This is a genomic window from Amycolatopsis umgeniensis (genome assembly GCF_014205155.1).
In the GTDB taxonomy this organism is placed as follows: Bacteria; Actinomycetota; Actinomycetes; order Mycobacteriales; family Pseudonocardiaceae; genus Amycolatopsis; species Amycolatopsis umgeniensis.
Genome location: NZ_JACHMX010000001.1, coordinates 7,609,991 through 7,634,689 on the forward strand (window position 1 = coordinate 7,609,991; position 24,699 = coordinate 7,634,689).

Sequence of the window (24,699 nt, forward strand, 5' to 3'; positions counted from 1 at the left end):
GGGTTCGCGGGTGGCCATACTCCCGGCCACATCTGGTGAGTGCTATGACCCCGACAGCCTCCTCAGGGACGTGGCTGCCGTAAAACCGGACCGGTTCGCCTTTTTCGCTTCGTTCGATGTCCGTGCCGCGGAGGTCAGCGAGTGACCACGACAGAAAATTCGTTTCCGTCGGGATCGGCCATCTCCACCCGGCCATTTTCTCCGGTGCCGAGACGGACGGCACCGAGCGAGACGAGCCGATCGATTTCCGCGAGAGAACCGCTGAGCGCGAATCGGAGCCGGTTCGGCCCGGTCTTGGCGTCGAACGGCGGGCCGCCCCAGGTGATCTTCGGGCCGCCGTGCGGCGAACGGATCGCGGTCTCCTGGTCCTGATCCCAGACCAGCGGCCAGTCGAGCGCCTCACTCCAGAAATAGCCGACCTCTTGGGAACCATCGCACGCGAGTGCGCCGACGAAACCGCATTCGGCGAGGAAGGTGTTCCCGGGCTCGATGACGCAGAACTCGTTGCCTTCGGGGTCGGCGAGCACCACGTGTTCTTCCTCGGGGAGCTGGCCGATGTCGACATGGCGGCCGCCGAGTTCGAGTGCCTTCGCGACCGTGTTCCGCTGGTCTTCGAGGGACGCGCTCGTCAGGTCGAAATGCATCTGGTTCTGGCGGGTCTTCGGTTCCGCACTCGCAACCGATTAAGTCCGTGAAGGCCTCCTTCCCTACGCTCAGGGTAGGGAAGGAGGCCTTCACGGACATTCAGCAGGAGACGCCGGGCCGCCCGTTCTCCACGTGCGCCGTCAGCGTCCGCAGGAACGACGGATCGCCGTCCGCGGTCACCTTGACGTCGTACCAGCCGCCAGAAACCGGCCAGTCCACAGTGGCCGAACGTCCGGCGCCGACCCGCACCACGCGCGTGAACCGCGAAGACGACAGCCGCAGCGTGAGCGCCGACGAGCCCGAGTTGGACAGTTTGAACTCGACACCCGAACGCCACGTCAGGAACCGTGTCCGCACGTCGACTCCGGCCGCCGCGCCCGTGCGGTTCCCGCGCAGTTCCCACCACGACCGGTTCGGCCCCTGGACGACCACCCGGTAGTCGTCACCCGTCAGCTTCACGGCCTCAAGAGCCTCGCCACGGACGTCGCGATGCGCGGGCTCGGCGAATTCGCCCTTGTACGGGTACAGCGCGAAATGCGCTGAAGCCGAGCCGCTGTTCGCCAGCGACAGCGCGAGGGAACCGGACTTCACGACACCGGACACCGCGACCTGGTACGGCAGCGGACGCGCCGGCCGGTTGCCGGGTTCGGCCACGGGCAGGCTCTGCTCCGACGGCGCGGACGGCCGCCACCGGCTGATCGGCGCGGGCACCGGGCCCGGCCGCGTCACGCGGGGCTGGCGTCCGGCGCGCGAGAAGTCGAAGGCGCCGGTGAGGTCGCCCGCGACGGTCCGCCGCCACTTGCTGATGTTCGGCTCGCCGATCCCGGTCCAGCGCTCCAGGAACCGCAGCACCGACGTGTGGTCGTACACGGTGGAGTCGACGTTGCCGCCGATCGACCACGGCGAGACGACCGTCATCGGCACGCGCGGGCCGAAACCGAGCGGCTGACCGTTGAAGTGGTCGGCGTCGTTCGCCGCGGCACCGGGCGGCATCGGCGGCGGGACGTGGTCGAAGTAGCCGTCGTTCTCGTCGAAGTTGATCAGCAGCACCGTTTTCGACCACGTGTCGCGGTCGGACGCGAGGGCGTCGAGCACGCGGTAGATCAGGTTCGCGCTGCCGACCGGCGTGGACGCGCCGGGGTGCTCGGAGTCCACCGCCGACGGCACCAGCCACGACACCGCGGGCAGGCGCCGCGCCTGGATGTCCGCCTTCAGCCGGGTCACCAGCGTCTCCGGCTCGCTGCGGTACATGGCCTTCTTGAACAGGTTCCGCTCGGCGGGCGTCAGCTTCGCGACACCGGCGTCGAACTGCGCCAGCAGCTTGGTGCGCTCTTCGGGCGTCTTCTTGAGCAGCGCGTCGTAGAACTCCTCGGTGGTACGGAACTTCTCCTCGACCGAGGCGAGGATCTTCGTGCCGACCTTCTTGAACGGCACGAAGTACTCGACGGCGTTGTCGGTGAAGTTGTCCCACTCCTGGTAGATCTGCCACGGCACCCCGGCGGCCTCGAGCCGCTCCGGGTAGGTCGTCCAGTCGTAACCCTTGTGGTCGTAGGAGTACGCCGCGTTCGTGACGGCGCGATTCGTCGTACTGCCCGGTTCGAAGCCCGTGGTCCCGGTCCAGAGGAAGTTCCGGTTCGGGTTGGTCGAGCCGAAGATCGAGCAGTGGTAGGCGTCGCAGATGGTGAACGTGTCCGCGAGTTCGTACTGCAGCGCGATGTCGCGGCGCTCGTAGTACGTCATCGTCGCGGGGGTCTTCGCCGCGATCCAGCCGTTGTTCCAGCCGCGCGCCCACGCCTTGCCGCTGCCGTTCCAGCTGTGGTCGAGATCGCCGAGGTACTGGATGTCGTCCGGCTTCCGGCCCGCCAGTTCGGCCGCCTTGCGCAGGGAGAACGGCAGCACCGTGCCGCCCGCGGGATTCGGCTGCTCGAACACCGATCTGCCCGAAGGCAGTTCGAGCGGGTGGGTGTCGGAGAAGCCCCGGACGCCGCGCAGGCTGCCGTAGTAGTGGTCGAACGACCGGTTCTCCTGCATCAGCACGATCACGTGCTCGATGGCGTCGAGTCCGCCGCGGCGCATGGGTTCGGCCATGGCGGCGTGCACGGACGGGGGGAGGAGAGTGGTGGCGGCCGCGGCGCCGGTGGCGCCCAGCAACGTACGGCGTGACAGTTCAGGCATGCGGGCGACTTTTGCCCAGCGAGGTGAACGGCACAAGAACCGAACAGGTCGTCCTGGCGGCGAACGTCGTTCGCCACGCTCCCCGCCCCGCCTCGCTGCGCTGAGTGACGGTCCGGCGGGGTGACACCGCCGAACGGCTGGCGGGGCGGTAACCTCACGGGCACCAAGACCGCAGACCCTTGAGGAGGGCCCGTGTCGGCAGGGCAGATCGCCGCGCTGATCGCCGCAGGAGCATTCGTCGTACTCGTCGTGCTGCTGGCGATCGTGCTGTTCAAGCTCGGCCGGACCCTGGACGAGGCCACGATCGCCATCCGCAAGGCGCATGAGAACACCGACCCGTTGCTGATCGGCGCGAACGAGACGATCACGCACGTCAACACGCAGCTGGAACGGGTCGACGGGATCACGGCCAACGCTCAGGCCGTGTCCGGCAACGTGTCCGCGCTGACGTCGGTGTTCACCGCGACCCTCGGCGGACCGCTGGTGAAGACGGCCGCGCTGTCGTACGGCCTCAGCAAGGCCATCAAGGCCCGCCGCAAGAAGGCGGAAGCGAAGGCCGCGCGCCCGGCGAAGCGAGGCCGCAAGTGAAGCGCCTGTTCTGGCTCGGTGTCGGCGTGGTCGCGGGCGTCGCCCTGTCACGCAAAGCGACGGAAACCGCTCGCCAGGCCACGCCCGCGGGGATAGCCTCGAACCTGGGCGACGCCATGCGCGAACTCGCGGGCGCCGTCGGTTCTTTCGGCGCGGAGGTCCGCGCCGGGATGAGCGAACGGGAACAGGAGCTGCACGACATGGTGTCCGAACGCACCGGTTTGAGCACGGCCTCCGAAGGCCCTGCGGGCAGGCACGCGGCGTCGCCGCGGCGCCCGGCCCGGCGAGCTCGCCGGGCGGAGGGCTGATCGGGTCGCGTCCGCGATCAGAAGAGCCCTAGCCCTCCGCCGTTCCAGCCTGCCCGCATTCCTCCAGCGCCTTCGCGCGAGCCCGTATACAAGGACGATCCCGTGGAAACACACGAAATCACCCAGCGCTTCCTGAGCCATTTCGAGAACAAGGGACATACGCGCGTGCCGAGCGCGCCCCTGATCCTCGACGACCCGAACCTGCTGTTCGTCAACGCCGGCATGGTCCAGTTCAAGCCGTACTTCCTCGGTGAGGCCCCGGCGCCGTACCCGCGCGCGACCAGCGTCCAGAAATGCGTCCGCACGCCGGACATCGACGAGGTCGGCAAGACCACCCGGCACAACACGTTCTTCCAGATGGCCGGGAACTTCTCCTTCGGCGACTACTTCAAGGAAGGCGCCATCGAGGCGGCCTGGGAGCTGATCACCAAGCCCCAGAGCGAAGGCGGCTACGGCCTCGACCCGAACCGCATCTGGGCGACCGTCTACGAGGACGACTCCGAGGCGGCCGGACTGTGGAAGAAGCTCACGGGCCTGCCCGGAGAGCGCATCCAGTCCCGTGACGGCAAGGACAACTACTGGGACATGGGCGTACCCGGTCCCGGTGGCCCCTGCTCGGAGATCTACTACGACCGCGGGCCCGACTACGGCCGCGAGGGCGGCCCGGTCGCCGACGAGGACCGCTACATCGAGATCTGGAACCTCGTCTTCATGCAGGACGTGCGGGGCGAGAAGAGCCCGAAGCACGGCCACAAGCCGATCGGCGAGCTGCCGAAGAAGAACATCGACACCGGCATGGGCGTCGAGCGGGTCGCGACGATCCTGCAGGGCGTCGAGAACGTCTACGAGACCGACCTCGTCCGCCCGGTGATCGGTCGCGCCGAAGAGTTCTCCGGCCGCCGCTACGGCAGCGACCACACCGACGACGTCCGCTTCCGCGTCATCGCCGACCACGCCCGCACCGGCGTCCTGCTCATCGGCGACGGCGTCACCCCCGGCAACGACGGCCGCGGCTACGTGCTGCGCCGCCTGCTGCGCCGCATCGTCCGCTCCGCGCGCCTGCTCGGCGTGCACGAGCCGGTACTGCCCGCCTTCGCCGCGGTCGTCCGCGACACGATGGGCCCGACCTACCCCGAGCTGGTCTCCGGTTTCGACCGCATCGAGGACGTCGTGCGCGTCGAGGAAGAGGCCTTCCTCTCCACGCTGACCAGCGGTTCGCGCATCTTCGACCTCGCGGCCGAGGAGACCAAGCGCGAAGGTGGCTCGCTGCTGGCCGGCGACAAGGCGTTCCAGCTGCACGACACCTACGGCTTCCCGATCGACCTGACCCTCGAGATGGCGTCCGAGCAGGGCCTGACCGTCGACGAAGAGGGCTTCCGCACGCTCATGAACGAGCAGCGGCAGCGGGCGAAGGCCGACGCGGCGTCGCGCAAGACCGGCCACGGTGACCTGTCCGAGTACCGCAAGGTGCTCGAGCAGCACGGCGAGACCGAGTTCCTCGGCTACAGCGATCTGCAGGCCGAGGCGAAGGTCGTCGCGCTGCTGGAAGACGGCGTCGGAGTGCGCAGCGTCGGCGCGGGCAAGAAGGCGGAGCTGGTCCTGGACCGCACGCCGTTCTACGCCGAGAGCGGCGGCCAGGTCGCCGACACCGGCGTCCTGCTCGGCGACGGCGTCGAGCTCAAGGTCCACGACGTGCAGAAGATCGTGCCGGGCCTGTTCGTGCACCGCGTCGAGGTCGTCGACGGCGAGGTCGGCCTCGGCAGCGCGCTGACCGGTTCGGTCGACCAGCACCGCCGCCTGTCGATCGAGCGTTCGCACTCCGCGACGCACCTGGTCCACGCGGCCGTGCGCGGCGCGTACGGCAAGCGCGCGGCACAGGCCGGTTCGCTCAACTCGCCGGGCCGGATGCGGTTCGACTTCACCACCTCCGGCGGGGTGTCGGCCGACGTGCTGACCGAGGTCGAGGAGGAGGTCAACGACTACCTCCAGACCAACGTCGAGGTGAACACCTTCGTCACCACGAAGGACAAGGCCCTCGAACTGGGCGCGGTCGCGCTGTTCGGCGAGAAGTACGGCAACGACGTCCGCGTCGTCGACATGGGCGAGTACTCCCGCGAGCTGTGCGGTGGCACCCACGTCGACCGCATCGGCCAGCTCGGCCTGGTGAAGCTCGTCGGCGACTCGTCCATCGGCTCCGGTGTGCACCGCGTCGAGGCGCTGGTCGGCACGGACGCGCTCAAGTACGTCCGCAAGGAGCAGCTGCTCGTCTCGCAGCTCGCGAACACCTTCAAGGTGCCGTCGGAGCAGCTGCCCTCGCGCATCGACGACGTGCTCACCCGGCTCAAGAACGCCGAGAAGGAGATCGAGCAGCTGCGCACGCAGCAGGTGCTCGGTTCGGCGGGCTCGCTCGCGGACAAGGCCGAGGACATCGGCGGGGTCGCGGTCGTAGCGGAGAAGCTCGGCGAGGGCGTCGACTCGAACGGTTTGCGCGCGCTGGCCCAGGACATCCGCGGCAGGCTCGGCAACCGTCCCGGCGTCGTCGCGCTGTTCGCGCCGCAGGGCGAGAAGATCGCCTTCGTCGTCGCGACCACCAAGGCGGCCCAGGAAAAGGGCATCGCCGCGGGCAAGCTCGTCCCGTCGTTCGCCGAGGCGATCGGCGGCCGTGGCGGCGGCAAGCCGGATATGGCCCAGGGCGGTGGCACCAACCCGGCCGGTGTCGAGCAGGCCATCGCCTCACTGCGCGCGGCGGTCGCCCAAGTTGGCTGACGACGCCCCCCAGCGGCGCCCGGATCGGCCTGGGGAGTCCGATCCGGGGCGCGGCAGGCGGCTTGGCGTGGATGTCGGATCCGTCCGGGTCGGGATCGCACTCAGCGATCCCGACCCCATCCTCGCCAGCCCGCTCGTTACCCTCACTCGCGACGCGACTGGCGACAAGGACGTCGACCAGCTCGTCGAACTCGTCACGGAACACGACGTGGTCGAAGTCGTCGTCGGCCTGCCGAGGACGCTCAAAGACCGTCACGGCCCGGCGGCCGAAGCGGCGCTGGACTACGCCGACAAGGTCGCCGCGAGGATCGCTCCGGTACCGGTGCGGCTGGCCGACGAGCGGTTGACCACGGTGACGGCATCCAGGATGCTGTCGCAGCGTGGGGTGAAGGGACGTAAGCAACGTGCCGTCGTCGATCAGGCGGCCGCGGTCGAGATCCTGCAGGCGTGGATCGACGCGGTAGCGGCACATCGCGCACGGAAGGGCGACACATGACCGAGCCCCACGGCCGGCCCGAACGCCGTCAGGGCGGCAGACGACGGTTGCGGGAGGAACCCGAGGAGGCCCCCCGGCCCCCGGCCCCGCCTCGTCGGCGGCCCGAACCTCAGCCACCCGCCGAGCCCGTCGCCCGTCGTCGGCACGTCCGGCAGGAGCCCGACGAGGTCCCCCCGCCGGCGCCGCGTCGCCGCCGGGCCGCTCCCGAAGAGCCGCCGCCTCCTCCGCCTCGCGCGCAGCGTCCGGCCCCGCCGAGGCGGGCGCCGGAACCCGCGGCCCCTCCGCCGCCTCCCGCACCGCAGCGGCGGTCCCCCCAGCCGGGTGACCGGGGTCTCGGCATGCCCGCGTATGCCCAGGAAGAGCCGCCCCGTCCCGGTCGCCGCAGGCGCCGCGAGGACGACGGCCCGCTCCCGGACGAGCGGCCGACCGACATCATCCCCGCGATCCAGGAAGCGCCGATCGCCCGGCGCCCCGGCGCGGCTCCTCCTCCTGCGCCGCGTCAGGGCAGCGAAGAAGAATACGACGAGATCTTCGGCGAGGACGCGTACGACGAGTACGAGGACTACGACGAGTACGACGACTACGAAGACGAGCAGGGCTTCGAGGACGAAGATCGCGCCGAGCCCGAACGCATAGAGGACGAGCGCCCGGACCGCCAGGGACCGCCGCCCAAGAAGCGCAAGAAGAAGCGCGCGCTGGGCTGGGTCGCCGCGTTGGCCGTGCTCGTCCTGCTCGCCGGTGGCGCGTACTACGGCTTCACCGAGATCTTCGGCTACGAGGACTACGAAGGCACCGGCGAGAGCGACGTCCTGGTCCAGGTGGAGAAGGGCGACTCGACGTCGGCGATCGGCAACCGGCTGCAGGCGGCCGGTGTCGTCGCCAGCGGCAAGGCGTTCGTGAAGGCGGGCGAGGACAACACCGCCGTCTCACGGCTCCAGCAGGGCTACTACGTCATGAAGACGAAGATGTCCGGTGCCAGCGCGGTCGAGAAGATGACCGCCGCCGCGTCGAAGGTCGGCCAGGTCGAAATCCGGCCGTACACCCAGTTCCACGACATCACCCAGCCCGACGGCAAGAAGACGCCCGGGGTGTACACGTTGCTGTCCAAGGCTTCCTGCGCGGATCTGAACGGCACGAGCACCTGCATCCCGGTCGAAGAACTGCGGAAGACGATCGAGAACGCGGATCTGGCGAAGCTGGGCGTGCCGTCGTGGGCCGTCGAGTCCGCCACGAAGGCCGAGCACAAGGACCGGCGGCTCGAAGGTCTCATCGCCCCGGGCATCTTCAACGTCAAACCCGGCTGGACGGCGGAGGAACTGCTCACCGACGTCGTGAAGACCTCGGCGGAGCGCATCCTCAACGCGGGACTGAGCGAGCAGTCCAAGGGCGAGGGCAAGACGCCGTACGAGACGCTCGTCATCGCCTCGATCATCGAACGCGAGGCGGTGAAAGCCGACTTCGGGAAGATCTCGCGGGTCATCTACAACCGGATCGACGAGAAGATGCGGCTCGAGATGGACTCGACCATCAACTACGTCCTCGACCGGCCGACCCTGCTGACCAAACCCGAAGATCGGGACAAGGCGGGCGCCTACAACACCTACAAATTCGTCGGCCTGACCCCGACGCCGATCGCGGTCCCGAGCGCGGAGGCGATCCAGGCCGCGCTGAAGCCGGCGGCGGGGGAATGGCTGTTCTTCGTCAAATGCGAGAAGAACGGACTCTCCTGTTTCACGGCGACGAACGACGAGCACAACAAGGCCAAGTTGGACGCACAGAGGCGCGGTGTCTACTAAACGCAAGGCCGCGATCCTGGGGAAACCGGTCGAACATTCCCTTTCGCCCGTCCTGCACGGCGCCGCCTTCCGCGCGCTGGGGCTGGACGGCTGGACCTACGATCGCGTCGAGATGGACGGTCCCGGGCTACCCGCGTTCGTCGACGGTCTCGGCCAGGAGTGGACCGGGCTTTCGGTGACGATGCCCGGGAAACGGGCCGCGCTGGAGTACGCCGACGAGGTGACGCCGCGCGCGGCCGCTGTGGGCGCGGCGAACACGCTGGTGCGCCGGGAAACCGGTTGGCTGGCCGACTGCACCGATGTCGACGGTGTCACCGAGGCGTTGCGGATCGCGGGAGAGTATTCGCCCGATTCCGACGACGCGGCCGTCGTCCTCGGGGCGGGCGGCACGGCCGCGGCGGCCGTCGTCGGGCTGGCCGCGCTCGGTGTCCGGACGGTCCGGCTCGTCGTGCGGGATCCCGCGCGGGCGACGGAAACCGTCGAGGCGGCCCAGCGGGCCGGGCTCGACGTCGAGGTCCTTCGCTGGGCCGACGCCGATTTCGGGAAGCTCGCGCACGCTTCGGCGGTGCTGGTGAATACCGTGCCCCCGGACGCCGTCCGGCCGCATCTGACGGAGCTGGCCGGGATCGGCTGCGTCCTCGACGTCATCTACCACCCTTGGCCGACCGCGCTCGCCGAAGCGGTCGCCGACCGGGGCGGGCGGCTGGCCACCGGACTGGACATGTTGCTGCACCAGGCTTTCGGACAGTCCGAATACTTCACCGGGCAGCCGGCGCCGCGTGCCGAAATGCGGGACGCGCTGCGCGAGGCGACCGGCGGGATTCTTTCTCTGCCGATCGGCTGACAAGATCGCCCGGGTTCGATAATCTGGCCGACTGCCTTGAGGAAGGAACAAGGGGGTCAAATGCCTAAACCCGATCGAGACGACTACACCGAAGAAGACATCGACACCGCGTGGGTCGGTCAGGCTCCGGTACTGAATTCCACCGTCACCCTGGCCGAATACGACCCGGCGTGGCCCGGACTGTTCGACCGGGAAGCCAAGCGCATCAGGGGGATCCTGGGGGAACGCGCGCTGATCCTGGAGCACGTCGGCTCGACGTCGGTGCCGGGACTCTGCGCGAAACCGATCATCGACATCATGCTCGTCGTCGCGGATTCGAACGACGAAGACACCTACTTGCCGCAGCTGGAAGCGGAGGGCTACCGGCTCGTCATCCGCGAACCGGACTGGGAGAAGCATCGCTGCTTCAAGGGCCCGGACACCAACATCAACCTGCACGTCTATTCACCGGACAACGGCCAGGCCGAGCGTTATCGCCTCTTCCGCGACCGCCTGATCGCGCACGAGGACGAGCTGAAGCTCTACGAGGCCAAGAAACGGGAACTGGCGTCGCGCACCTGGAAGTACATCCAGCAGTACGCGGACGCCAAGACCGCGGTGATCGACGAGATCATCGAACGGGCACGCGCCGCCCAATACGACGGTTTCGCCCGGCTTTACGCGGCGCACGCCGAAACCAGCAGCACCAACGCCCACTACGACCGCCCCGCCATCGTCGAACTGGCGGGGGAGGTGGCGGGCAAGCGGGTGCTCGACGTCGGCTGCGCGGCGGGACACCTTAGCGCGCTACTCGCCGCGAAGGGAGCGGACGTCCTCGGCGTCGATGCCAGCGAAGGAATGGTCGCGGTCGCCAGGGACAAGTTCGGGGACGTCGCGAAGTTCGAGACGGCCGACGTTTCGCGGCCGCTCACGTTCCTCGAGGACGCCTCGATCGACGTCATCACGGCGTCGCTGGTGCTGCACTATCTGAAGGAGTGGGCGCCGGCGCTGGCGGAGTTCCGGCGGGTGCTGAAACCGGGTGGGCTCCTGGTGTTCTCCGTGCACCATCCCGGTGAGGACTGGCGCTGGTTCGAAAAGGAGAACTACTTCCAGCTCGAACTGCTCGACGACGAGTTCCCGCCGGGGCAGAAGGTCCAGTTCTACCGGCGACCGCTGAGCTGGACGTTCGGCGCGGTGCGGGACGCGGGGTTCGCCGTCGACAGGCTGGTCGAGCCGATGCCGGAGGAGTCGGTCGCCGAATCCGACCCTCGGTGGTACGCGAACCTGCGGACGAAGCCGCGGTTCCTGTACTTCCGCACCGTTCGCGAGGCTCGCGTTCAGTCCTCTAAACGCTGAAGTCCGTGAAGGCCTCCTTCCCTACCCTCAAGGTAGGGAAGGAGGCCTTCACGGACTTCTGGGAAAGCATTCAGAGGACTAAACGCGCCTCAGGCGGCGTCGTCCCGCTTCGAAAGGTCCCGGATCAGCGAGACGATCTCCCGGCTGACCGGCCGCAGCACCCGCAGCCGCGAAAGCCCCACCAGCCGCGCGATCAGCGGCACCGTCCGTTCCACGAGTACCCGGCTGCGCTTCTGGCCGCCGGACCGGTCGTGGACCCAGAACAGCACGACCCCCATCTGGTACAGCCACAGCAGATCGGGCAGGTCGTCGCGCAGGTCCGGATCGAGTTTGGCGTCGGAATCGGCGATGACGTCACGCATCAGGCTGACGGAGGCGTCCCGCGCGGGCGACGACTCTTCGCTGAACGGGCTCAGCGGCGAGTCCGGGTCGGCGGCGTTGACGAAGAGCTGGGTGCCGAAGCGGTGGTACGGCTCGGCGACGTCGAGCCAGGTGAGCAGGACCGTCTTGAGCCGCGCGCTGAAGTCCCGCTCACCTTCGATCCCCTGGCGCGCCGCCGTCAGGTGCGCGTTGGCGATCTCGTCGTAGAAACCCTGGATCAGCTGGTCTTTCGAGGCGAAGTAGTAATAAGCGTTCCCGACCGACACACCCGCCTCGGTCGCGATGGCCCGCATGGTCGTGCGGTCGTAGCCGTTCTCCGCGAACAGCCGCAACGCGGTCGCCACGATCAGCGACCTGGTTTCCTCACTCTTCGCCACCACTGCACGTTATCCGGTCAGGGCGCGGGATGCGGAGCGGGCGCCGGGTAACCGGGGTAGGGCGGCGGCGTCGCCACGGGCCGTGCGGTGGCGTTGTTCAGGTGCTTGCGCCGGATGCCGTTGAACACCAGCACGTTCCCGACGTGCATCACGCCGAGCACGAGTGCCACGGTGCCGACCTTGACCGACAGCATCTCGAAGATGTCGCGCGCGTCGAGCACGGTGTCGTTGCTGGTCAGGAACAGGGTCACGAAACCCAGGCTGACCAGGTAGAACCCGACGACGAGCAGTTGGTTGACCGAATGCGCCAGTGCCTGTTTGTCCTGGAAGACATCCTCCAGGAACGTCTTGCCGTGCCTGCTCAGCGTGCGGGCGACCAGCACGGTCAGCGGGACGGTGATGGCCAGGTAGAGCGCGTAGGCCACGACTACGGGTTGCATGGGGACCTCCTTTTGAACGTGTTCAAGAAGTACCGTAGCCCAGATTTTGAACGCGTTCAAGTGGCGCTGTTCATCTGAAGCTCACCCTGGTGGCCGCCGAAGATGCGTAAGGTCGCACCGGACTCTGGAGGTAACCGTGAAACGCATCGCCGCCGTGCTCACCTCGGGCGCCGTGCTGGCCGGGACGCTGCTGGCCGCCACACCGGCGGAGGCCGGTGTCGGACGGAACGTCCGCTTCGCGACGTTCAACGCTTCGCTCAACCGCGGGGCGGCCGGGCAGCTCGTGACCGATCTGACGCAGCCGGGCAACGCGCAGGCGAACGAGGTCGCCGAGGTGATCCAGCGCAACCGGCCGGACGTGCTGCTGATCAACGAGTTCGACTACGTGCCGGACAACCGCGCCGCGAACCTGTTCCGCGAGAACTACCTCGAGCGCGGCCAGAACGGCGCCGCCCCGATCGACTACCCGTACGCCTTCACCGCGCCGTCGAACACGGGCGTCGCGACAGGCTTCGACCTCGATCGCAACGGCCAGGTCGGCGGCGGCAACGACGCGCACGGCTTCGGCCTCTTCGAGGGTCAGTACGGCATGCTCGTGCTGTCCAAGTACCCGATCGACACCCGGAGCGTGCGGACGTTCCAGAAGTTCCTCTGGAAGGACATGCCGGGCGCGCTGCTCCCGGACGACCCGGCGACTCCGGCGCCGGCCGACTGGTACTCGCCGCAGGCACTCGACGTGCTGCGCCTGTCGTCGAAGTCCCACTGGGACGTCCCGATCCGCGTCGGCGGCTCGACCGTGCACTTCCTGGCCGCCCATCCGACGCCGCCCACCTTCGACGGTCCCGAAGACCGCAACGGCACGCGCAACAACGACGAGATCCGCTTCTGGGCCGACTACGTGACCCCGGGCAAGAGCCGCTACATCCACGACGACCGCGGCCGTCGCGGCGGGCTGGGCGCGCACGAGAAGTTCGTCATCGCGGGCGACCACAACTCCGACCCGCTCGACGGCGACAGCGTCCCCGGCGCGATCTCCCGGCTGTTGGACGCGCCTCGCGTGCTCGAGACGCGTCCGGGCAGTGACGGCGCGGTGCGCGCGGCGCGGGACCAGGCCGGTGCCAACATCGGCCAGAAGGGCGACCCGTTCTTCGACACCGGCGACTTCAACGACAACGCGCCGGGGAACCTGCGGATCGACTACGTCCTGCCGTCGAAGGGTCTGTTCCCCTGGCACGCCGAGGTCTTCTGGCCGCTGCCCGATTCACCGCTGGCCCGGCTCAACGACGCCTCGGACCATCATCTGGTGCGGGTCGACGTTTTCGTCCCGCGCTGGTAGCCGTCAGCCCGCGCCGAGCCGGGAGGTGCCCGGGCCGGTCAAGGTGGCCAGCCCGGCGCTCCGGCCGCTCACCGCGAGAAGCAGGTCGGCGAGCGGCCCGCGCACCTCTTCGGTGCCCCCGCCGCCGGTCCATTCGGCGTCGGTGGCGATCAGCCGCAGCTCCTTGCAGCGTTTGCGGGCGCCCCAGAACGGGCTGACGAGGAGGTGCTCCAGCGCCGCGATCACCGGCTTCTCGGGCATCGGCCTGTCGATGCCCAGCGGGCGGGCGACGTCCTGACCGTGGATGAGGACGTCGGCGAGCGGATCGATCGGCTTGGCGCCGGGGGAGCGGCGCGGCGAGGCCGCGTCCTCGCGGATCTGGGCGACGAGTTCGGCGGGGGAGAACCGCGCGGCGTAGCCGATGGCCTGGTCGACGTTCATCTTGTCCCAGTTTCCCTTGGCCTTGATGGCGCCGAAGAGGGTGTCCCGGAGCTTGTTCCTGGTGGACTGCGCCAGATGGGCGGCCATCGCGTGCACCGTCCACTCCGGACAAAGGGTCTTCACCGACCAGTCCTGCTCGTCCAGTCCCTCCAGCAGTTCCGCGAAGCTCAGTCTTTCCGCCTTGGTCCAGGCCGAGATCTCGTCCATGCCCCGTTCCTCCCCTTCTCCGCCGTCGGCGCCCGACCCTAGCCTGTTTTAGCCTGGTCACCATGAAGATCGCGATTCTCGACGATTATCAAGAAGTGGCGCTCGGCTTCGGGGACTGGGACTCCCTCGGCGCCGACATCGAAGTGTTCACGAAGCCGTTCGCGGATCCGGCCGAGGTGGTGGCCCGTCTCCGGGACTTCGACGTCGTGGTCGCGATGCGCGAACGCACCCGTTTCCCCGCGGAGGTCCTCGACAGGCTGCCCGCGCTCAAGCTGCTGGTGAGCACCGGGCACCGCAACGCCGCGATCGACGTGGCCGCCGCCCGGCGCAACGGCGTGGTCGTCTCCTCCACCGGGTACATCGCGGCCCCGGCGGCCGAGCACACCTGGGCGCTGATCCTCGCCGCCGCGCGGAACGTGCCGGAGGAGTCGGCGAACATGCGCGCGGGCGGCTGGCAGACCACGGTCGGCACGATCCTGTCCGGCAAGACCCTCGGGCTGCTCGGGCTCGGCAGGCTCGGCGCGGGCGCGGCCAAGATCGGCAAGGCGTTCGGCATGGAAACCATCGCCTGGAGCCAGAACCTGACCCAGGAGAAGGCCGAACCCCATGGCGTGACGGCGGTGTCGAAGGACGAACTGTTCGCCCGCGCGGACGTCCTGTCGGTCCACCTGGTGCTCAGCCGCCGCAGCCGGGGGCTGGTCGGCGCATCCGAACTCGCCGCGATGAAGCCGACGGCGATGCTCGTCAACACCTCGCGTGGCCCGATCGTGGACGAAGCCGCCCTGGTGGACGCCTTGCGCCGCAAGGAGATCGCGGTCGCCGCGCTGGATGTCTACGACGTCGAGCCGCTGCCCTCGGAGCACCCCCTGCGGACGCTGGACAATGTCGTGCTCACGCCGCACATCGGCTACGTCACCCGGGAGGCCTACGAGATCTTCTATCGGGACGCCGTCGAGGACATCGCGGCCTTCCAGGCGGGCGCACCGGTCCGCGTCATGGAGTGAGGCGGCGCAGCTCCGTGAGCACGGCGTCGGTGTAGGGCGGCCACACCTCGGCCGCCCACGGGCCGAAAGCGCGGTCGGTGAGCGCGACACAGGCGGCACCGGCGTCGGGATCGACCCAGAGGAAAGTGCCGGACTGCCCGAAGTGGCCGAAGGTCCGCGGTGAGCTCGCCGAACCGGTCCAATGTGGGCTCTTGTGGTCGCGGATCTCGAAACCGAGGCCCCAGTCGTTCGGCTTCTGGTGGCCGAATCCGGGCAGGACACCGGAAAGTCCGGGAAAGACCACGGAGGTCGCCTCGCGCACCGTCTCGGCGGCGATGAGCTTCGGGGACTGCAGCTCGGCGGCGAACGCGACCAGATCGTCCACAGTGGACTCCGCGCCCGAGGCGGGCGAGCCGGTCAGCCGGGTCGCCTTCATGCCCAGCGGCTGGAAAAGCGCCTCCGCCTGGTAGTCGGCGAAGGGGATGCCGGAATGTTCGGTGAGCGCGTCGGCCAGCTGCTCGAACCCGGCGTTGGAGTACAGGCGCCGGTTGCCCGGCTCGGCCATCCGCTTGTGCTCGTTGAAGGCCAGTCCGGAGGTGTGCGCGAGCAGGTGCCGGATCGTGGAGCCCTCCGGCCCGGCGGGGGTGTCGAGTTCGACGACGCCCTCTTCGATGGCGATCAGCGCGGCGTAGGCCGTGAGCGGTTTGGTCACCGACGCCAGCCGGTACACCTTCGTCGGGTCGCCGTGCGTGCCCAGCACGTCACCGGCGGCGGTCACCACGGCCGTGGCGGCGTTGTCCACCGGCCACTGTTCGATCTCGCGCACGCTCTCCATGCCCACACCCTACGAAGCCCGGGCCGGTCGGGGCGGCCCGGGCTTCGCAGTGGTGGGGATCAGGCGTCGAGGTCGGTCGCCACCAGCTCGGCGATGGCGTCGACGGCCGCCTCGGCACCTTCACCCTCGGCACTGATGATGACCTCGTCGCCGTAGCCGGCGGCGAGCGTCATCAGGTTCAGCACGCTGCCGGCCGCGACCGGGTCACCGCCCGCCTTGGCGATGGACACCGCGACGGGCTGCGCCGCGGCCGCCTTGGCGACCGTCGCCGCGGGCCTGGCGTGCAGGCCCACCTTGCTGGCCACGGTGACGCGTTTCTCCGGCATGTTCTTTCCCTTTCGTGCCTTTGTTCTTTGGAGCTGAAACTACTTGACGGGCTTGGCCGCGGTTGCCTCGAGATCGGCCTCGATCGAGTCGTCCTCGCGGCCCGGCGTGCGCAGGTTCCACTTGGTGATCACGAACCGGAAGATCACGTAGTAGACGACCGCGTAGGCCAGGCCGATCGGGATGAGCAGCCAGACGTTGCTGCTCGCCGCCGGGTGGCTGAAGTTGAGCCCGAAGTCGATCGCACCGGCGGAGAAGCCGAAGCCGAGGTGGATGTCGAGCGCGTTCACCAGGGCGAGCGAGGTACCGGTCAGGACCGCGTGGATCAGGTACAGCGGCCACGCGACGTACATGAACGAAAACTCGATCGGCTCGGTGACACCGGTCAGGAACGAGGTCAGCGCACCGGCGATCATCACACCGCCGACGATCTTCTTCTGGCTGGGCTTCGCGGTCTGCCAGATCGCCAGCGCCGCGGCGGGGATGGCGAACATGAAGATCGGGAAGAACCCGGTCATGAAGGTGCCGCGGGTCGGGTCGCCCTTGAAGAACTGGGTCAGGTCGCCACCGTCGAAGATGAACCACACCGGCACGTTCAGCAGCTGGTGCAGACCGACCGGGATCAGGAGCCGGTTGAGGAAGCCGTAGATACCGCCACCGACCACGGGCGCGCCGGTGACCGCTTCACCGGCGGCCTGGATGCCGTCGTTGACCCAGTGGAAGACCAGGCCCAGCGGCACCGCGAGGACGAGCAGCACCAGGGCGGTGATGATCGGCACGAACCGGCGGCCACCGAAGAAGGCCAGGTACGGCGGCAGCTTGATGCGGTAGAACTTCTGCCACAGCAGCGCGGTGACGAGGCCGACGATCACACCGGCCAGCACGCTGTAGGGCCATTTGATCGGGTTGAGCATCAGGCCGGCGGGCTTTTCGGGGTCCCAGCCGGGAAGCTCCTCGAACGGCGCGAAGACGCGAAGGACGCTGGTGAAGACGAAGAAGCCGACCACGGCGGCGAGGCCCGTGGCACCGTCGCTCTTCCGGGCGAACCCGACCGCGATACCCACCGCGAACAGGAGCGGCAGCCAGTTGAACAGCGAGTCCCCCGCGGCACCGATGGCCGCGGCGGCCTTGTCCCAGCCGAGGCCGTCCTTGCCGAGCAGGTCAGGCTGACCGAGCCTGGACAGGAGCGCTGCGGCGGGCAGGGCGGCGATGGGGAGCATGAGGCTGCGGCCGAAGCGCTGAAGGCCGGCAAGTCCCTTGCCTTTGCTCTTCGCCCCCTCGGCGGTGGTGGAGCTCATCGGGTACCTCCGTAGTGAGGATGGTGACCGGAATCCGGGGTGTTCCGGTCCAGCTGCATGGTGACCTGGTAGTGATCGCCCCGGTACCAGGAAGTCATGTCTTCGATCGGTTCCCCGTTGACGCTGGAGACCCGGCGGAAGACAAGGAGCGGACTGCCGGCGCGCATGCCGAGCAGGCGTGCCGTTTCGCGGTCCGCGGATTCGGCCCAGACCGTCTGCCACGCGTGGTCCGGGCGGAGGTCGTACGACTGGGCGAGTTGGACGTACAACGATCGGGTGAGATCGAGATCGAGCAGACCGGGCATCCGGCCCGCGTGATACCACCCGCGTTCGACCGCGAGCGGCACCCCGTCGGCACGGCGGAGCCGCACCAGCCGGTGTGCCGGGGTTCCGGCGGTCAGGCCGAGAGCGTGTGCCGAAGGGGCGGGCGGGACCTCGGTGGCGGTCTTGACGACCTCCGTGGTCGGGGTCATCCCGCGACGGCGCATGTCCTCGGTGAAAGACATCAGGTAGAGCTGCAATTCCATCCGCCTCGCGGCGGTGAACGTCCCCTTGCCACGCACGCGCGACAGGAGTCCTTCTTCGACCAGCTTGCCGATCGCGGACCGGACGGTGAGCCTCGACACCTGATAGGTCTCGGCCAGGTCACGTTCCGAGGGGATCGGTGAGCCGGGGGGTAGCTCACGCTCCACCGTGCGGCGCAGAATCTCCCGCAGCTGGGCGTGTTTGGGCGTCGGTCCGTTGATCACACGGTCGGACGGCGGCAGCTGCGCCGAAGCGCTCATGACGGTCACCGTCCTTTCGGTCCGTTCGGTTGGGTACCCGTACTCGCATCTGGTCCGGAAGATTGGTACGTTCCGGTCTAGACCAATGATCCGATGGGGCAGGATGCTCCGTCGCACGAGCGGGTGTCAACCACCGTTACGCGTTCGTGGCCAGGGATCGGGTGCGAGTCGGCGAACGGCGTAGTAAAGCTGGTTCGCATGTGGGAAACCGACAGGGAACAGGGAGACCGCGATGGCGGATGACAGGCCGGAAAAGATCCTCGCGGCGCTCGGCGGCGCCGAGAACGTCATCGAGGTGGAAGGGTGCATCACCCGGCTGCGCTGTGAGCTCGAAGACATGAGCCTGCTCGACGAGCCGGCGCTGAAGGCCGCGGGCGCGATGGGCGTCGTGCGCATGGGAGCCGGTGTCCAGGTCATCGTGGGGCCGGAGGCCGACACGATCGCCAGTGACATCGAGGACTTGCTGTGAGTCTCGAGATCCTGAGCCCGGTGAGCGGTAAGACGACCGCTATGACCGAAGTGCCCGATCCGGTCTTCGCGCAGGCGATGGTCGGCCCCGGCCTCGCGGTCCTGCCCTCGGGCGGACGCCAGGACGCGGTCGCGCCGGTCGACGGGACGGTCGTGACCCTGCACCCGCACGCCTACGTCGTGGCCACCGAAGACGGCCGCGGGGTGCTGGTCCACCTCGGGATCGACACAGTCAAGGAGAAGGGCGAGGGGTTCACCCTCCACGTCGTCAAGGGTGAGGCCGTGCGCGCCGGGCAGCCGGTCATCGGCTGGGACCCCGACGCCGTCGCGGCCGCGGGCTACTCGCCGATCGTGCCCGTGGTGGCGCTCGACGCGAAGGCCGAGGTCCTTTCGGGACTGCTCACCGGCGGCGACGTCGAGGCGGGCGACCCGATCTTCACCTGGGACAGCTGAAGTCTTTGACTCGAAGAGGTCCCTTTAGGACGGTAATTCCGTCCTAAAGGGACCTTTCGTGTACTCGTCAGGCCGTGACGACCTGGCCGTTGGCGACCTTGACCGCGATCGAGGGCAGCGGCTGGTTTGCGGGCCCCTTTTTGACCGCGCCGGTCGCCGCGTCGAAGATCGAGTTGTGGCAAGGACATTTGAGCTCGGCGCCCTCGGGGACGACCGCGCAGCCCTGGTGCGTGCAGATCGCGCTGAACGCGGCCGCGGTGCCTTCCGCGGTCCTGGTGACGATCACGTCCTTGCCGTCGGCGGTCTTGGCGGCCTTCGCCTGGCCGACCTCGATGTCGGAGAGCGCGGCCAGTGCCTCGCCCGGTGCCGCGGCTGGCGGCGCGGCGGCCGAGCCGGACGACGGGGTGTCGCTTCCGCAGGCCGTGAGGGCCACGGCGCCGACGGCCGCGCCGGCGACGGCGGCCCCGGTGGTCAGGACGGTGCGGCGGGAGTGGAGTTCGGCAGTCATGCCCATACACACGGCCGGAGCGGCCATCCGGTTCAATTTCGCCGACCATCGGGTGCCGGATTGAACCGAGAGCCCCTCTTTTCCGTGTTCAAAGGCATAGGGGAACCGAACACGCGGAAAGAGATACGGACATGATCCGGTGGTTGTTGCGGGCGGTGGTGGCGGCGGGCCTGCTCGGCTCGGCGTGGGTGCATTACGTCGTATGGCAGGACTGGGCGTCCGAAACGGCGGTGGTCGGACCACTCTTCCTGGTGAACGTGGTGGCAGGCGTGGTCCTCGCTGTCGCCGTCCTGGTCTGGCACCACTGGCTTCCCGCGCTCGCGGCGATCGGCTTCGGCCTGGCCACGCTGGGCGCGTACGTGCTTTCGCTGACAACAGGGTTCTTCGGCGTCTCGGAGCGCTTCACCACCCAGGCCGAACTGTGGGGCGTGATCACCGAAGTGGCCTGCGTGGTCTTCGCCCTCCCTTTGCTCCTCAACCGCGAAGGCACGGATCGGTGAAGGAATTCGCGGAGGACCGGCTGATGCGGGCTTTGCACGAGGAGCACGCCGCGGCGCTCTGGTCCTACGCACTGCACCTGACCAGCGGCGACCGGGTCCGCGCCGAGGACGTCGTCCAGGAGACGCTGCTGCGGGCCTGGCGCAACGCCAAGGTGCTGGACCAGTCCGAGGGGTCGGCGCGGGGCTGGCTGTTCACCGTGGCGAGGCGGATCGCCATCGACGACTGGCGTGCTTCCGAGGCGCATCCGGAGGTGGTGACCGGCGAACCGCCCGAAACGGCGGTCACGGACGGCACCGAGCGGGCGGTTCAGGGCTGGCTGGTCGCCGAAGCCCTCGGCGAGCTCTCGCCGAGACATCGGGACGTACTCGTTCTGTGTTATTTCCAGGGTTACTCCGTCGCCGACGCTGCGAAGCGGCTGGGTGTGGCCGAAGGGACGATCAAATCGCGGACGCACTACGCCTTGCGGGCGTTGCGGCTGGTATTGGAGGAAAGAGGGGTGACTCAATGACCGACCCCTTCGCCACCTACGACGCGGCCTACGTGCTCGGTGCGTTGTCCCCGGAAGACCGGTTCGCCTACGAGAAACACCTTCGCGTGTGCGACCAGTGCGCCGCTTCGGTCCGCGATCTGGCCGGGATCCCCGGTCTCCTCGCGCAGGCCGGTGCCCCGGCGCTGCTGGAGGAGGAACCGGTGCCCTCGCCGGAACTCCTGCCGACCGTGCTCAAACGGGTCCGCCGGGGAAGGCGGATCCAACGGGCGATCACCGCCACCGCGGCCGGGGTGGCCGTCGCGGCGGGCGTCACGCTCGCGGTCGTCCTGACCGGGCCGATCGCGGCGGCGGGGAACCCGATGACCCTGCTCGGCGACTACCCGGTGACCGCCGAGGTCGCGATGTCCGCCACGGACACCGGCACGAAGGTGGACATGACCTGCAGCTACGGCGGCAACCGCACCGGGGACTACATCCTGGTCGCCGTCGATGCCGACGGCGGCACCAGCGAACTGGCGTCCTGGCGCGCGATGCCCAAGGACACCGCGCACATCGTGGTCGGCACCGCGATGCGCACCGGCGACATCAAGGCGCTGGAGATCCGCACGCCCTCGGGTCTCCCGCTGCTGCGGATGAACCCCTGATCCCGGTGTCATGACAGGCCTTCGGCGCCGGAGACGGGGCGGATTGCCGACGGTGCGAAAAGTTTCGGAAGTGCGGAGGACTGGTGCGGCCGGTGGTCGGTCCGGGGCGTGAGTGGAGCAGGGCTCCGGTGTCGTCGGGTGAGGCCGTGTGGAAATAGGGACGTTGAATGTCCCTATTTCCACACACCCCTTCCGGGCCCGTCACCGGCACCGCGGCCGAAGCGCCACCCGCCCCGCTTGCCGACCGTGACAGGTGCCGCTCCTGAAGCACGTGGGACGGGTTGCTCGGGAGTGGCGTTTCGGGTCAGGCCCAAGCGTGTCTTGAGTGCCTGCTGGGGTTGTTCGTGGGTCCGGGTCCGTGAAGGGCCCCTTGCCTACCCTGAAGGTAGGGAAGGGGCCCTTCACGGACTTGCGGATCGCCCACCCGCACCAGCAGCCACTGCGGCTGCGCGTGAAAGTCCCTGTCACGAAAAGAAAAACTTGCCTCCCGCCACACCCCGGGCGCACTCTTGATCTTGTGTTCCTGCCGATCGCCTTCACGGTGGCGGGCGCCGGATCGGCGCTCGCCACGCGCTCCTGCCTGCGCCGGGCCGGAGCACCGGTGACGGCGTGGGCGGCGGCCCTCGCGGCGGCGCTGCTCCTCGCGGTCGGCCTGCGTCACCAAGCGGGAGCCTGGCCGTCGTGGTGGCTCGCGGTCCCGGCCGTCCTGACGGTCTTCGCGGTCCCGCTGGCGCTCGCCGACCTCAAGTACCGCCGCCTGCCCGACATCCTGACCCTGCCCGCGTACCCGGCCCTCGCCGCCGCGCTCGCGGTCGCCGCGTGCGGGGGAGGGGCGGACATCGCCTGGCGGGCGGTACTGGGCGCACTGGTCTTCGGCGGGGCGCACGCGCTCGTCCACACGCTGTCGCCGCGCTCGCTCGGCGCCGGTGACGTGAAGCTCGCCGGGAGCCTGGGCGCGGTCCTCGCCGCGACGGGCTGGCCGTCGGTCGTGCTCGGCGCCGTCGCCGCGGCACTACTGAGCGTGGCGCTCGCGGTGGGCGGGCCCCGGCATCCGACGGTGCCGCACGGTCCCGGTCTCCTGGTCGCGGCGTGGGCGCTCGCCGTCTTCGCCGGACCTGGTCCGGGATAGCCCGGCCTGTCCTGGGACGGAGAGGAGGTTGTGACAGGATCTGTCAGGTGTTGCGCTGGATAACCGCAGGGGAATCGCACGGACCCGCCCTCGCCGCCATCCTGGAAGGGATGCCCGCCGGGGTCGAGGTCACCACCGCCGAAGTGGGCGAGCAGCTCGCGCGACGGAGGCTCGGCTTCGGCCGCAGCCCCCGGATGGGCTTCGAGACCGACCACATCGAGTTCACCGGCGGCGTCCGGCACGGGCTCACCCAGGGTGGCCCCGTCGCGGTCCAGATCGAGAACGCCGAGTGGCCCAAATGGGAGAAGGTCATGTCGGCCGATCCCGTACCGGCCGAGGAGCTGGACGGTCTGGCGCGCAACGAGCCGCTGACCCGTCCCCGCCCCGGCCACGCGGATCTGCCCGGCATGCAGAAGTACGGCTTCCCCGAGGCCCGTCCGGTGCTGGAGCGCGCGAGCGCCCGCGAGACCGCGTCCCGGACGGCGCTCGGCACGGTGGCCCGCGCGTACCTCAAGCAGCTGCTCGGGGTCGAGATCCTGAGCCACGTCGTGTCCATCGGCGGAGCTTCGGCGCCGGAGGGCCCGCTGCCCGTGGCGTCGGATCTGCCCGCCATCGACGAGAGCCCGGTCCGCGCCTTCGGCCAGGAGGGGACCGACGCGATGGTCGCCGAGGTCGACGCCGTGCGGAAGGCGGGTGACACCGTCGGCGGCGTGATCGAGGTGATCGCCTACGGCCTGCCGCCGGGCCTCGGTTCGCACGTCCACTGGGACCGCAGGCTCGACGCCCGCCTCGCCGGCGCGCTCATGGGCGTCCAGGCGATGAAGGGCGTGGAGGTCGGCGACGGCTTCACCACGGCCAAGCGCTGGGGCAGCCAGGCCCACGATGAGATCGATCGCGGCACCGGGCCGGTCGGCGTGACCCGCCGGTCCAACCGCGCGGGCGGTCTCGAAGGCGGCATCACCAACGGCGAGCCACTGCGCGTGCGCGTCGCGATGAAGCCGATCTCGACCGTCCCCAAAGCACTGTCCACTGTGGATGTCACCACCGGCGAACCCGCGGTGGCCATCCACCAGCGTTCCGACGTCTGCGCGGTTCCCCGCGCCGGTGTCGTGCTGGAGTCGGTGGTCGCGCTGGTCCTCGCGGACGCCGCGCTGGAGAAGTTCGGCGGGGACTCGCTGGCCGAGGGCAAGCGCAACGTCGAGGGCTACCTGAAGGCGCTCGAGGAGCGCTGGTGACCCCTCGCGCGGTGATCATCGGGCCGCCGGGTTCGGGCAAGAGCACGGTCGGCCCGGCGCTCGCCGCCCGGCTCGGCCTCGCCTTCCGCGACAGCGACGACGACATCGTCGCGAGCGCGGGCAAGCCCATCACCGACATCTTCGCCGAGGAGGGCGAGCCCGCCTTCCGCGCGCTGGAGGAGGAGATGGTCGCGAAGGCGCTGGCCGAACACGACGGCGTCCTCTCCCTGGGCGGGGGAGCGCCGATCACGCCGGGCACCCGCGAGCGGCTGGCCGGGCACACGGTGATCTTCCTCAACGTCGGGATGGCCGCCGGGGTGCAGCGCGCCGGGCTGTCGACAGCGCGCCCGCTGCTGGCCGGGGTCAACCCCCGCGCCACCTACAAGGCGCTCCTCGACGCGAGGCTGCCCGTGTACCGCGAGGTGGCCTCTTTTGAGATCGAGACCGACCAGCTGACACCTGACGAGGTCGTCCAGGCCGCCGTCATCGGGCTGACCGAGATCAGCAAGGAACAGCCATGAAGCGCACCACCGCCGGCGTTCTCCTCGCCGTCGTGGCCTTGACCCTGACCGCGTGCGGCGAGGAAAAGCAGCCCGCCGGTGCCGACGTCATCCAGACGAGCGCGCCCACGAGCTCCGCCCCGGAGGCGGATGTCGCCGCCGACGTCAAGGTCACCAAATGCGACAGCGGCAGCTACACGCCGAAGATCACCATCGAGGTCACCAACAGCACCGGCGAGGACGCGCGCTACGCCGTCACCATCGCGATCAAGGACGCCGAGGGCAAGGAGTCCGGTGAGGCGCTGTTCGCCAAGAACCGGATGACACCCGGCCAGAAGGTGACCGAAGAGATCCCGGGCGACACCCCGGTCAAGGGCAAGATCACCTGCGAGGTCGCGAGGGCCAAGCGGCTTCCGCCGAAGTGAGGGGAAC

General features: G+C 69.2%; 27 protein-coding genes and 2 pseudogenes. 18 read left to right on the plus strand and 11 right to left on the minus strand.

The window, feature by feature from the left end:
• Window positions 1-134 precede the first annotated feature (134 nt).
• From HDA45_RS43100 to HDA45_RS35525, 3 genes and pseudogenes are all read right to left on the minus strand, one after another.
• On the minus strand, window positions 135-527 hold the full coding sequence (locus HDA45_RS43100) for a VOC family protein (protein ID WP_343072311.1): 393 nt from the start codon (window positions 525-527) through the stop codon (window positions 135-137).
• Window positions 501-650 (minus strand): annotated as a pseudogene (locus HDA45_RS42920) (VOC family protein); the annotation flags it as partial. The pseudogene HDA45_RS42920 and the gene HDA45_RS43100, both read right to left, overlap by 27 nt.
• Before the next feature lie 94 nt (window positions 651-744).
• Window positions 745-2,820: a phosphocholine-specific phospholipase C gene (locus HDA45_RS35525; protein WP_184902878.1), complete on the minus strand. Its 2,076-nt coding sequence runs from the start codon at window positions 2,818-2,820 to the stop codon at window positions 745-747.
• Between the two features lie 192 nt (window positions 2,821-3,012).
• On the opposite strand from HDA45_RS35525, the gene HDA45_RS35530 reads away from it, so the two are divergent.
• From HDA45_RS35530 to HDA45_RS35560, 7 genes are all read left to right on the plus strand, one after another.
• A complete protein-coding gene (locus tag HDA45_RS35530; protein ID WP_101606704.1) occupies window positions 3,013-3,408 on the plus strand; it encodes a DUF948 domain-containing protein in 396 nt (131 codons plus the stop codon).
• The gene (locus HDA45_RS35535; RefSeq protein ID WP_184902880.1) at window positions 3,405-3,716 is read left to right on the plus strand and encodes a hypothetical protein; all 312 of its coding nucleotides are present in this window, start codon (window positions 3,405-3,407) and stop codon (window positions 3,714-3,716) included. The genes HDA45_RS35530 and HDA45_RS35535 overlap by 4 nt, the downstream gene beginning before the upstream one ends.
• A 102-nt stretch (window positions 3,717-3,818) precedes the next feature.
• Window positions 3,819-6,482, plus strand: a complete 2,664-nt coding sequence (gene alaS, locus HDA45_RS35540) for an alanine--tRNA ligase (RefSeq protein ID WP_184902881.1) — start codon at window positions 3,819-3,821, stop codon at window positions 6,480-6,482.
• A gap of 67 nt (window positions 6,483-6,549) precedes the next feature.
• Window positions 6,550-6,978, plus strand: a complete 429-nt coding sequence (ruvX, locus tag HDA45_RS35545; RefSeq protein ID WP_378317146.1) for a Holliday junction resolvase RuvX — start codon at window positions 6,550-6,552, stop codon at window positions 6,976-6,978.
• A 338-nt stretch (window positions 6,979-7,316) separates the two neighbouring features.
• Window positions 7,317-8,774 (plus strand): endolytic transglycosylase MltG, encoded by a 1,458-nt coding sequence (mltG, locus tag HDA45_RS35550; protein WP_184906363.1) that lies wholly within the window; start codon window positions 7,317-7,319, stop codon window positions 8,772-8,774.
• A gap of 13 nt (window positions 8,775-8,787) precedes the next feature.
• Window positions 8,788-9,618 carry a shikimate dehydrogenase gene (locus HDA45_RS35555; protein ID WP_343072312.1) on the plus strand — a complete coding sequence of 277 codons (831 nt, stop codon included), beginning with the start codon at window positions 8,788-8,790 and terminating at the stop codon, window positions 9,616-9,618.
• Window positions 9,619-9,678: 60 nt separating this feature from the next.
• On the plus strand, window positions 9,679-10,953 hold the full coding sequence (locus HDA45_RS35560; RefSeq protein ID WP_184902887.1) for a GrpB family protein: 1,275 nt from the start codon (window positions 9,679-9,681) through the stop codon (window positions 10,951-10,953).
• Window positions 10,954-11,042: 89 nt separating this feature from the next.
• On the opposite strand, the gene HDA45_RS35565 is transcribed toward HDA45_RS35560, so the two are convergent.
• Window positions 11,043-11,711 (minus strand): TetR family transcriptional regulator, encoded by a 669-nt coding sequence (locus HDA45_RS35565; RefSeq protein ID WP_184902889.1) that lies wholly within the window; start codon window positions 11,709-11,711, stop codon window positions 11,043-11,045.
• Between the two features lie 17 nt (window positions 11,712-11,728).
• Window positions 11,729-12,151, minus strand: a complete 423-nt coding sequence (locus tag HDA45_RS35570; protein WP_184902891.1) for a hypothetical protein — start codon at window positions 12,149-12,151, stop codon at window positions 11,729-11,731.
• Window positions 12,152-12,287: 136 nt separating this feature from the next.
• Between HDA45_RS35570 and HDA45_RS35575 the strand changes: the two genes are divergently transcribed.
• A complete protein-coding gene (locus HDA45_RS35575; protein ID WP_184902893.1) occupies window positions 12,288-13,487 on the plus strand; it encodes an endonuclease/exonuclease/phosphatase family protein in 1,200 nt (399 codons plus the stop codon).
• A gap of 3 nt (window positions 13,488-13,490) precedes the next feature.
• Here HDA45_RS35575 and HDA45_RS35580 read toward each other — a convergent pair whose 3' ends face one another.
• On the minus strand, window positions 13,491-14,114 hold the full coding sequence (locus tag HDA45_RS35580) for a maleylpyruvate isomerase family mycothiol-dependent enzyme (protein WP_184902895.1): 624 nt from the start codon (window positions 14,112-14,114) through the stop codon (window positions 13,491-13,493).
• 62 nt (window positions 14,115-14,176) lie between these two features.
• Here HDA45_RS35580 and HDA45_RS35585 point away from each other — a divergent pair, with 62 nt between their 5' ends.
• The gene (locus HDA45_RS35585; RefSeq protein ID WP_184902897.1) at window positions 14,177-15,118 is read left to right on the plus strand and encodes a D-2-hydroxyacid dehydrogenase family protein; all 942 of its coding nucleotides are present in this window, start codon (window positions 14,177-14,179) and stop codon (window positions 15,116-15,118) included.
• On the opposite strand, the gene HDA45_RS35590 is transcribed toward HDA45_RS35585, so the two are convergent.
• The 4 genes from HDA45_RS35590 to HDA45_RS35605 are packed head-to-tail and all read right to left on the minus strand — an operon-like array spanning window position 15,108 to window position 18,339.
• Complete coding sequence (locus tag HDA45_RS35590) at window positions 15,108-15,932, minus strand: serine hydrolase domain-containing protein (protein WP_184902899.1); 825 nt, start codon at window positions 15,930-15,932, stop codon at window positions 15,108-15,110. The genes HDA45_RS35585 and HDA45_RS35590 overlap by 11 nt on opposite strands.
• 59 nt (window positions 15,933-15,991) lie before the next feature.
• A complete protein-coding gene (locus HDA45_RS35595) occupies window positions 15,992-16,258 on the minus strand; it encodes an HPr family phosphocarrier protein (RefSeq protein WP_076163675.1) in 267 nt (88 codons plus the stop codon).
• A 39-nt stretch (window positions 16,259-16,297) separates the two neighbouring features.
• Window positions 16,298-17,554: a PTS transporter subunit EIIC gene (locus tag HDA45_RS35600; RefSeq protein WP_184902901.1), complete on the minus strand. Its 1,257-nt coding sequence runs from the start codon at window positions 17,552-17,554 to the stop codon at window positions 16,298-16,300.
• A complete protein-coding gene (locus tag HDA45_RS35605) occupies window positions 17,551-18,339 on the minus strand; it encodes a GntR family transcriptional regulator (protein ID WP_076163796.1) in 789 nt (262 codons plus the stop codon). Before HDA45_RS35605 ends, HDA45_RS35600 begins: the two co-directional genes overlap by 4 nt.
• 223 nt (window positions 18,340-18,562) lie before the next feature.
• Here HDA45_RS35605 and HDA45_RS35610 point away from each other — a divergent pair.
• Window positions 18,563-18,808 (plus strand): annotated as a pseudogene (locus tag HDA45_RS35610) (PTS sugar transporter subunit IIB); the annotation flags it as partial.
• Window positions 18,805-19,260 (plus strand): glucose PTS transporter subunit IIA, encoded by a 456-nt coding sequence (locus HDA45_RS35615; RefSeq protein ID WP_184902903.1) that lies wholly within the window; start codon window positions 18,805-18,807, stop codon window positions 19,258-19,260. The pseudogene HDA45_RS35610 and the gene HDA45_RS35615, both read left to right, overlap by 4 nt.
• A 67-nt stretch (window positions 19,261-19,327) precedes the next feature.
• Here the strand turns inward: HDA45_RS35615 and HDA45_RS35620 are convergent, their stop codons facing one another.
• Window positions 19,328-19,768, minus strand: a complete 441-nt coding sequence (locus HDA45_RS35620; RefSeq protein ID WP_184902906.1) for a QcrA and Rieske domain-containing protein — start codon at window positions 19,766-19,768, stop codon at window positions 19,328-19,330.
• 131 nt (window positions 19,769-19,899) lie between these two features.
• Here HDA45_RS35620 and HDA45_RS35625 point away from each other — a divergent pair, with 131 nt between their 5' ends.
• From HDA45_RS35625 to HDA45_RS35655, 7 genes are all read left to right on the plus strand, one after another.
• Complete coding sequence (locus HDA45_RS35625; RefSeq protein WP_184902908.1) at window positions 19,900-20,268, plus strand: hypothetical protein; 369 nt, start codon at window positions 19,900-19,902, stop codon at window positions 20,266-20,268.
• On the plus strand, window positions 20,265-20,777 hold the full coding sequence (locus tag HDA45_RS35630) for a sigma-70 family RNA polymerase sigma factor (protein WP_184902910.1): 513 nt from the start codon (window positions 20,265-20,267) through the stop codon (window positions 20,775-20,777). Before HDA45_RS35625 ends, HDA45_RS35630 begins: the two co-directional genes overlap by 4 nt.
• Window positions 20,774-21,403 carry an anti-sigma factor family protein gene (locus HDA45_RS35635; RefSeq protein ID WP_184902912.1) on the plus strand — a complete coding sequence of 210 codons (630 nt, stop codon included), beginning with the start codon at window positions 20,774-20,776 and terminating at the stop codon, window positions 21,401-21,403. The genes HDA45_RS35630 and HDA45_RS35635 overlap by 4 nt, the downstream gene beginning before the upstream one ends.
• Before the next feature lie 517 nt (window positions 21,404-21,920).
• Window positions 21,921-22,532 carry a prepilin peptidase gene (locus tag HDA45_RS35640; protein ID WP_184902914.1) on the plus strand — a complete coding sequence of 204 codons (612 nt, stop codon included), beginning with the start codon at window positions 21,921-21,923 and terminating at the stop codon, window positions 22,530-22,532.
• A 47-nt stretch (window positions 22,533-22,579) separates the two neighbouring features.
• Entirely contained in the window at window positions 22,580-23,767 is a 1,188-nt protein-coding gene (aroC, locus tag HDA45_RS35645) for a chorismate synthase (protein WP_101606724.1), read from the plus strand.
• Window positions 23,764-24,288: a shikimate kinase gene (locus HDA45_RS35650; protein WP_184902916.1), complete on the plus strand. Its 525-nt coding sequence runs from the start codon at window positions 23,764-23,766 to the stop codon at window positions 24,286-24,288. Before aroC ends, HDA45_RS35650 begins: the two co-directional genes overlap by 4 nt.
• Window positions 24,285-24,692 (plus strand): hypothetical protein, encoded by a 408-nt coding sequence (locus tag HDA45_RS35655; RefSeq protein WP_184902918.1) that lies wholly within the window; start codon window positions 24,285-24,287, stop codon window positions 24,690-24,692. The genes HDA45_RS35650 and HDA45_RS35655 overlap by 4 nt, the downstream gene beginning before the upstream one ends.
• Window positions 24,693-24,699: the final 7 nt, after the last annotated feature.

What these genes read in the sequence shown, in the direction of transcription:
- HDA45_RS35525 (WP_184902878.1), bottom strand. Translation starts at nt 2,820, where the DNA reads ATGCCTGAACTGTCACGCCGTACGTTGCTGGGCGCCACCGGCGCCGCG.
- mltG (WP_184906363.1), top strand. Translation starts at nt 7,317, where the DNA reads ATGCCCGCGTATGCCCAGGAAGAGCCGCCCCGTCCCGGTCGCCGCAGG.
- HDA45_RS35560 (WP_184902887.1), top strand. Translation starts at nt 9,679, where the DNA reads ATGCCTAAACCCGATCGAGACGACTACACCGAAGAAGACATCGACACC.
- HDA45_RS35570 (WP_184902891.1), bottom strand. Translation starts at nt 12,151, where the DNA reads ATGCAACCCGTAGTCGTGGCCTACGCGCTCTACCTGGCCATCACCGTC.
- HDA45_RS35580 (WP_184902895.1), bottom strand. Translation starts at nt 14,114, where the DNA reads ATGGACGAGATCTCGGCCTGGACCAAGGCGGAAAGACTGAGCTTCGCG.
- HDA45_RS35585 (WP_184902897.1), top strand. Translation starts at nt 14,177, where the DNA reads ATGAAGATCGCGATTCTCGACGATTATCAAGAAGTGGCGCTCGGCTTC.
- HDA45_RS35590 (WP_184902899.1), bottom strand. Translation starts at nt 15,932, where the DNA reads ATGGAGAGCGTGCGCGAGATCGAACAGTGGCCGGTGGACAACGCCGCC.
- HDA45_RS35595 (WP_076163675.1), bottom strand. Translation starts at nt 16,258, where the DNA reads ATGCCGGAGAAACGCGTCACCGTGGCCAGCAAGGTGGGCCTGCACGCC.
- HDA45_RS35600 (WP_184902901.1), bottom strand. Translation starts at nt 17,554, where the DNA reads ATGAGCTCCACCACCGCCGAGGGGGCGAAGAGCAAAGGCAAGGGACTT.
- HDA45_RS35605 (WP_076163796.1), bottom strand. Translation starts at nt 18,339, where the DNA reads ATGAGCGCTTCGGCGCAGCTGCCGCCGTCCGACCGTGTGATCAACGGA.
- HDA45_RS35620 (WP_184902906.1), bottom strand. Translation starts at nt 19,768, where the DNA reads ATGACTGCCGAACTCCACTCCCGCCGCACCGTCCTGACCACCGGGGCC.
- HDA45_RS35625 (WP_184902908.1), top strand. Translation starts at nt 19,900, where the DNA reads ATGATCCGGTGGTTGTTGCGGGCGGTGGTGGCGGCGGGCCTGCTCGGC.
- HDA45_RS35635 (WP_184902912.1), top strand. Translation starts at nt 20,774, where the DNA reads ATGACCGACCCCTTCGCCACCTACGACGCGGCCTACGTGCTCGGTGCG.
- HDA45_RS35655 (WP_184902918.1), top strand. Translation starts at nt 24,285, where the DNA reads ATGAAGCGCACCACCGCCGGCGTTCTCCTCGCCGTCGTGGCCTTGACC.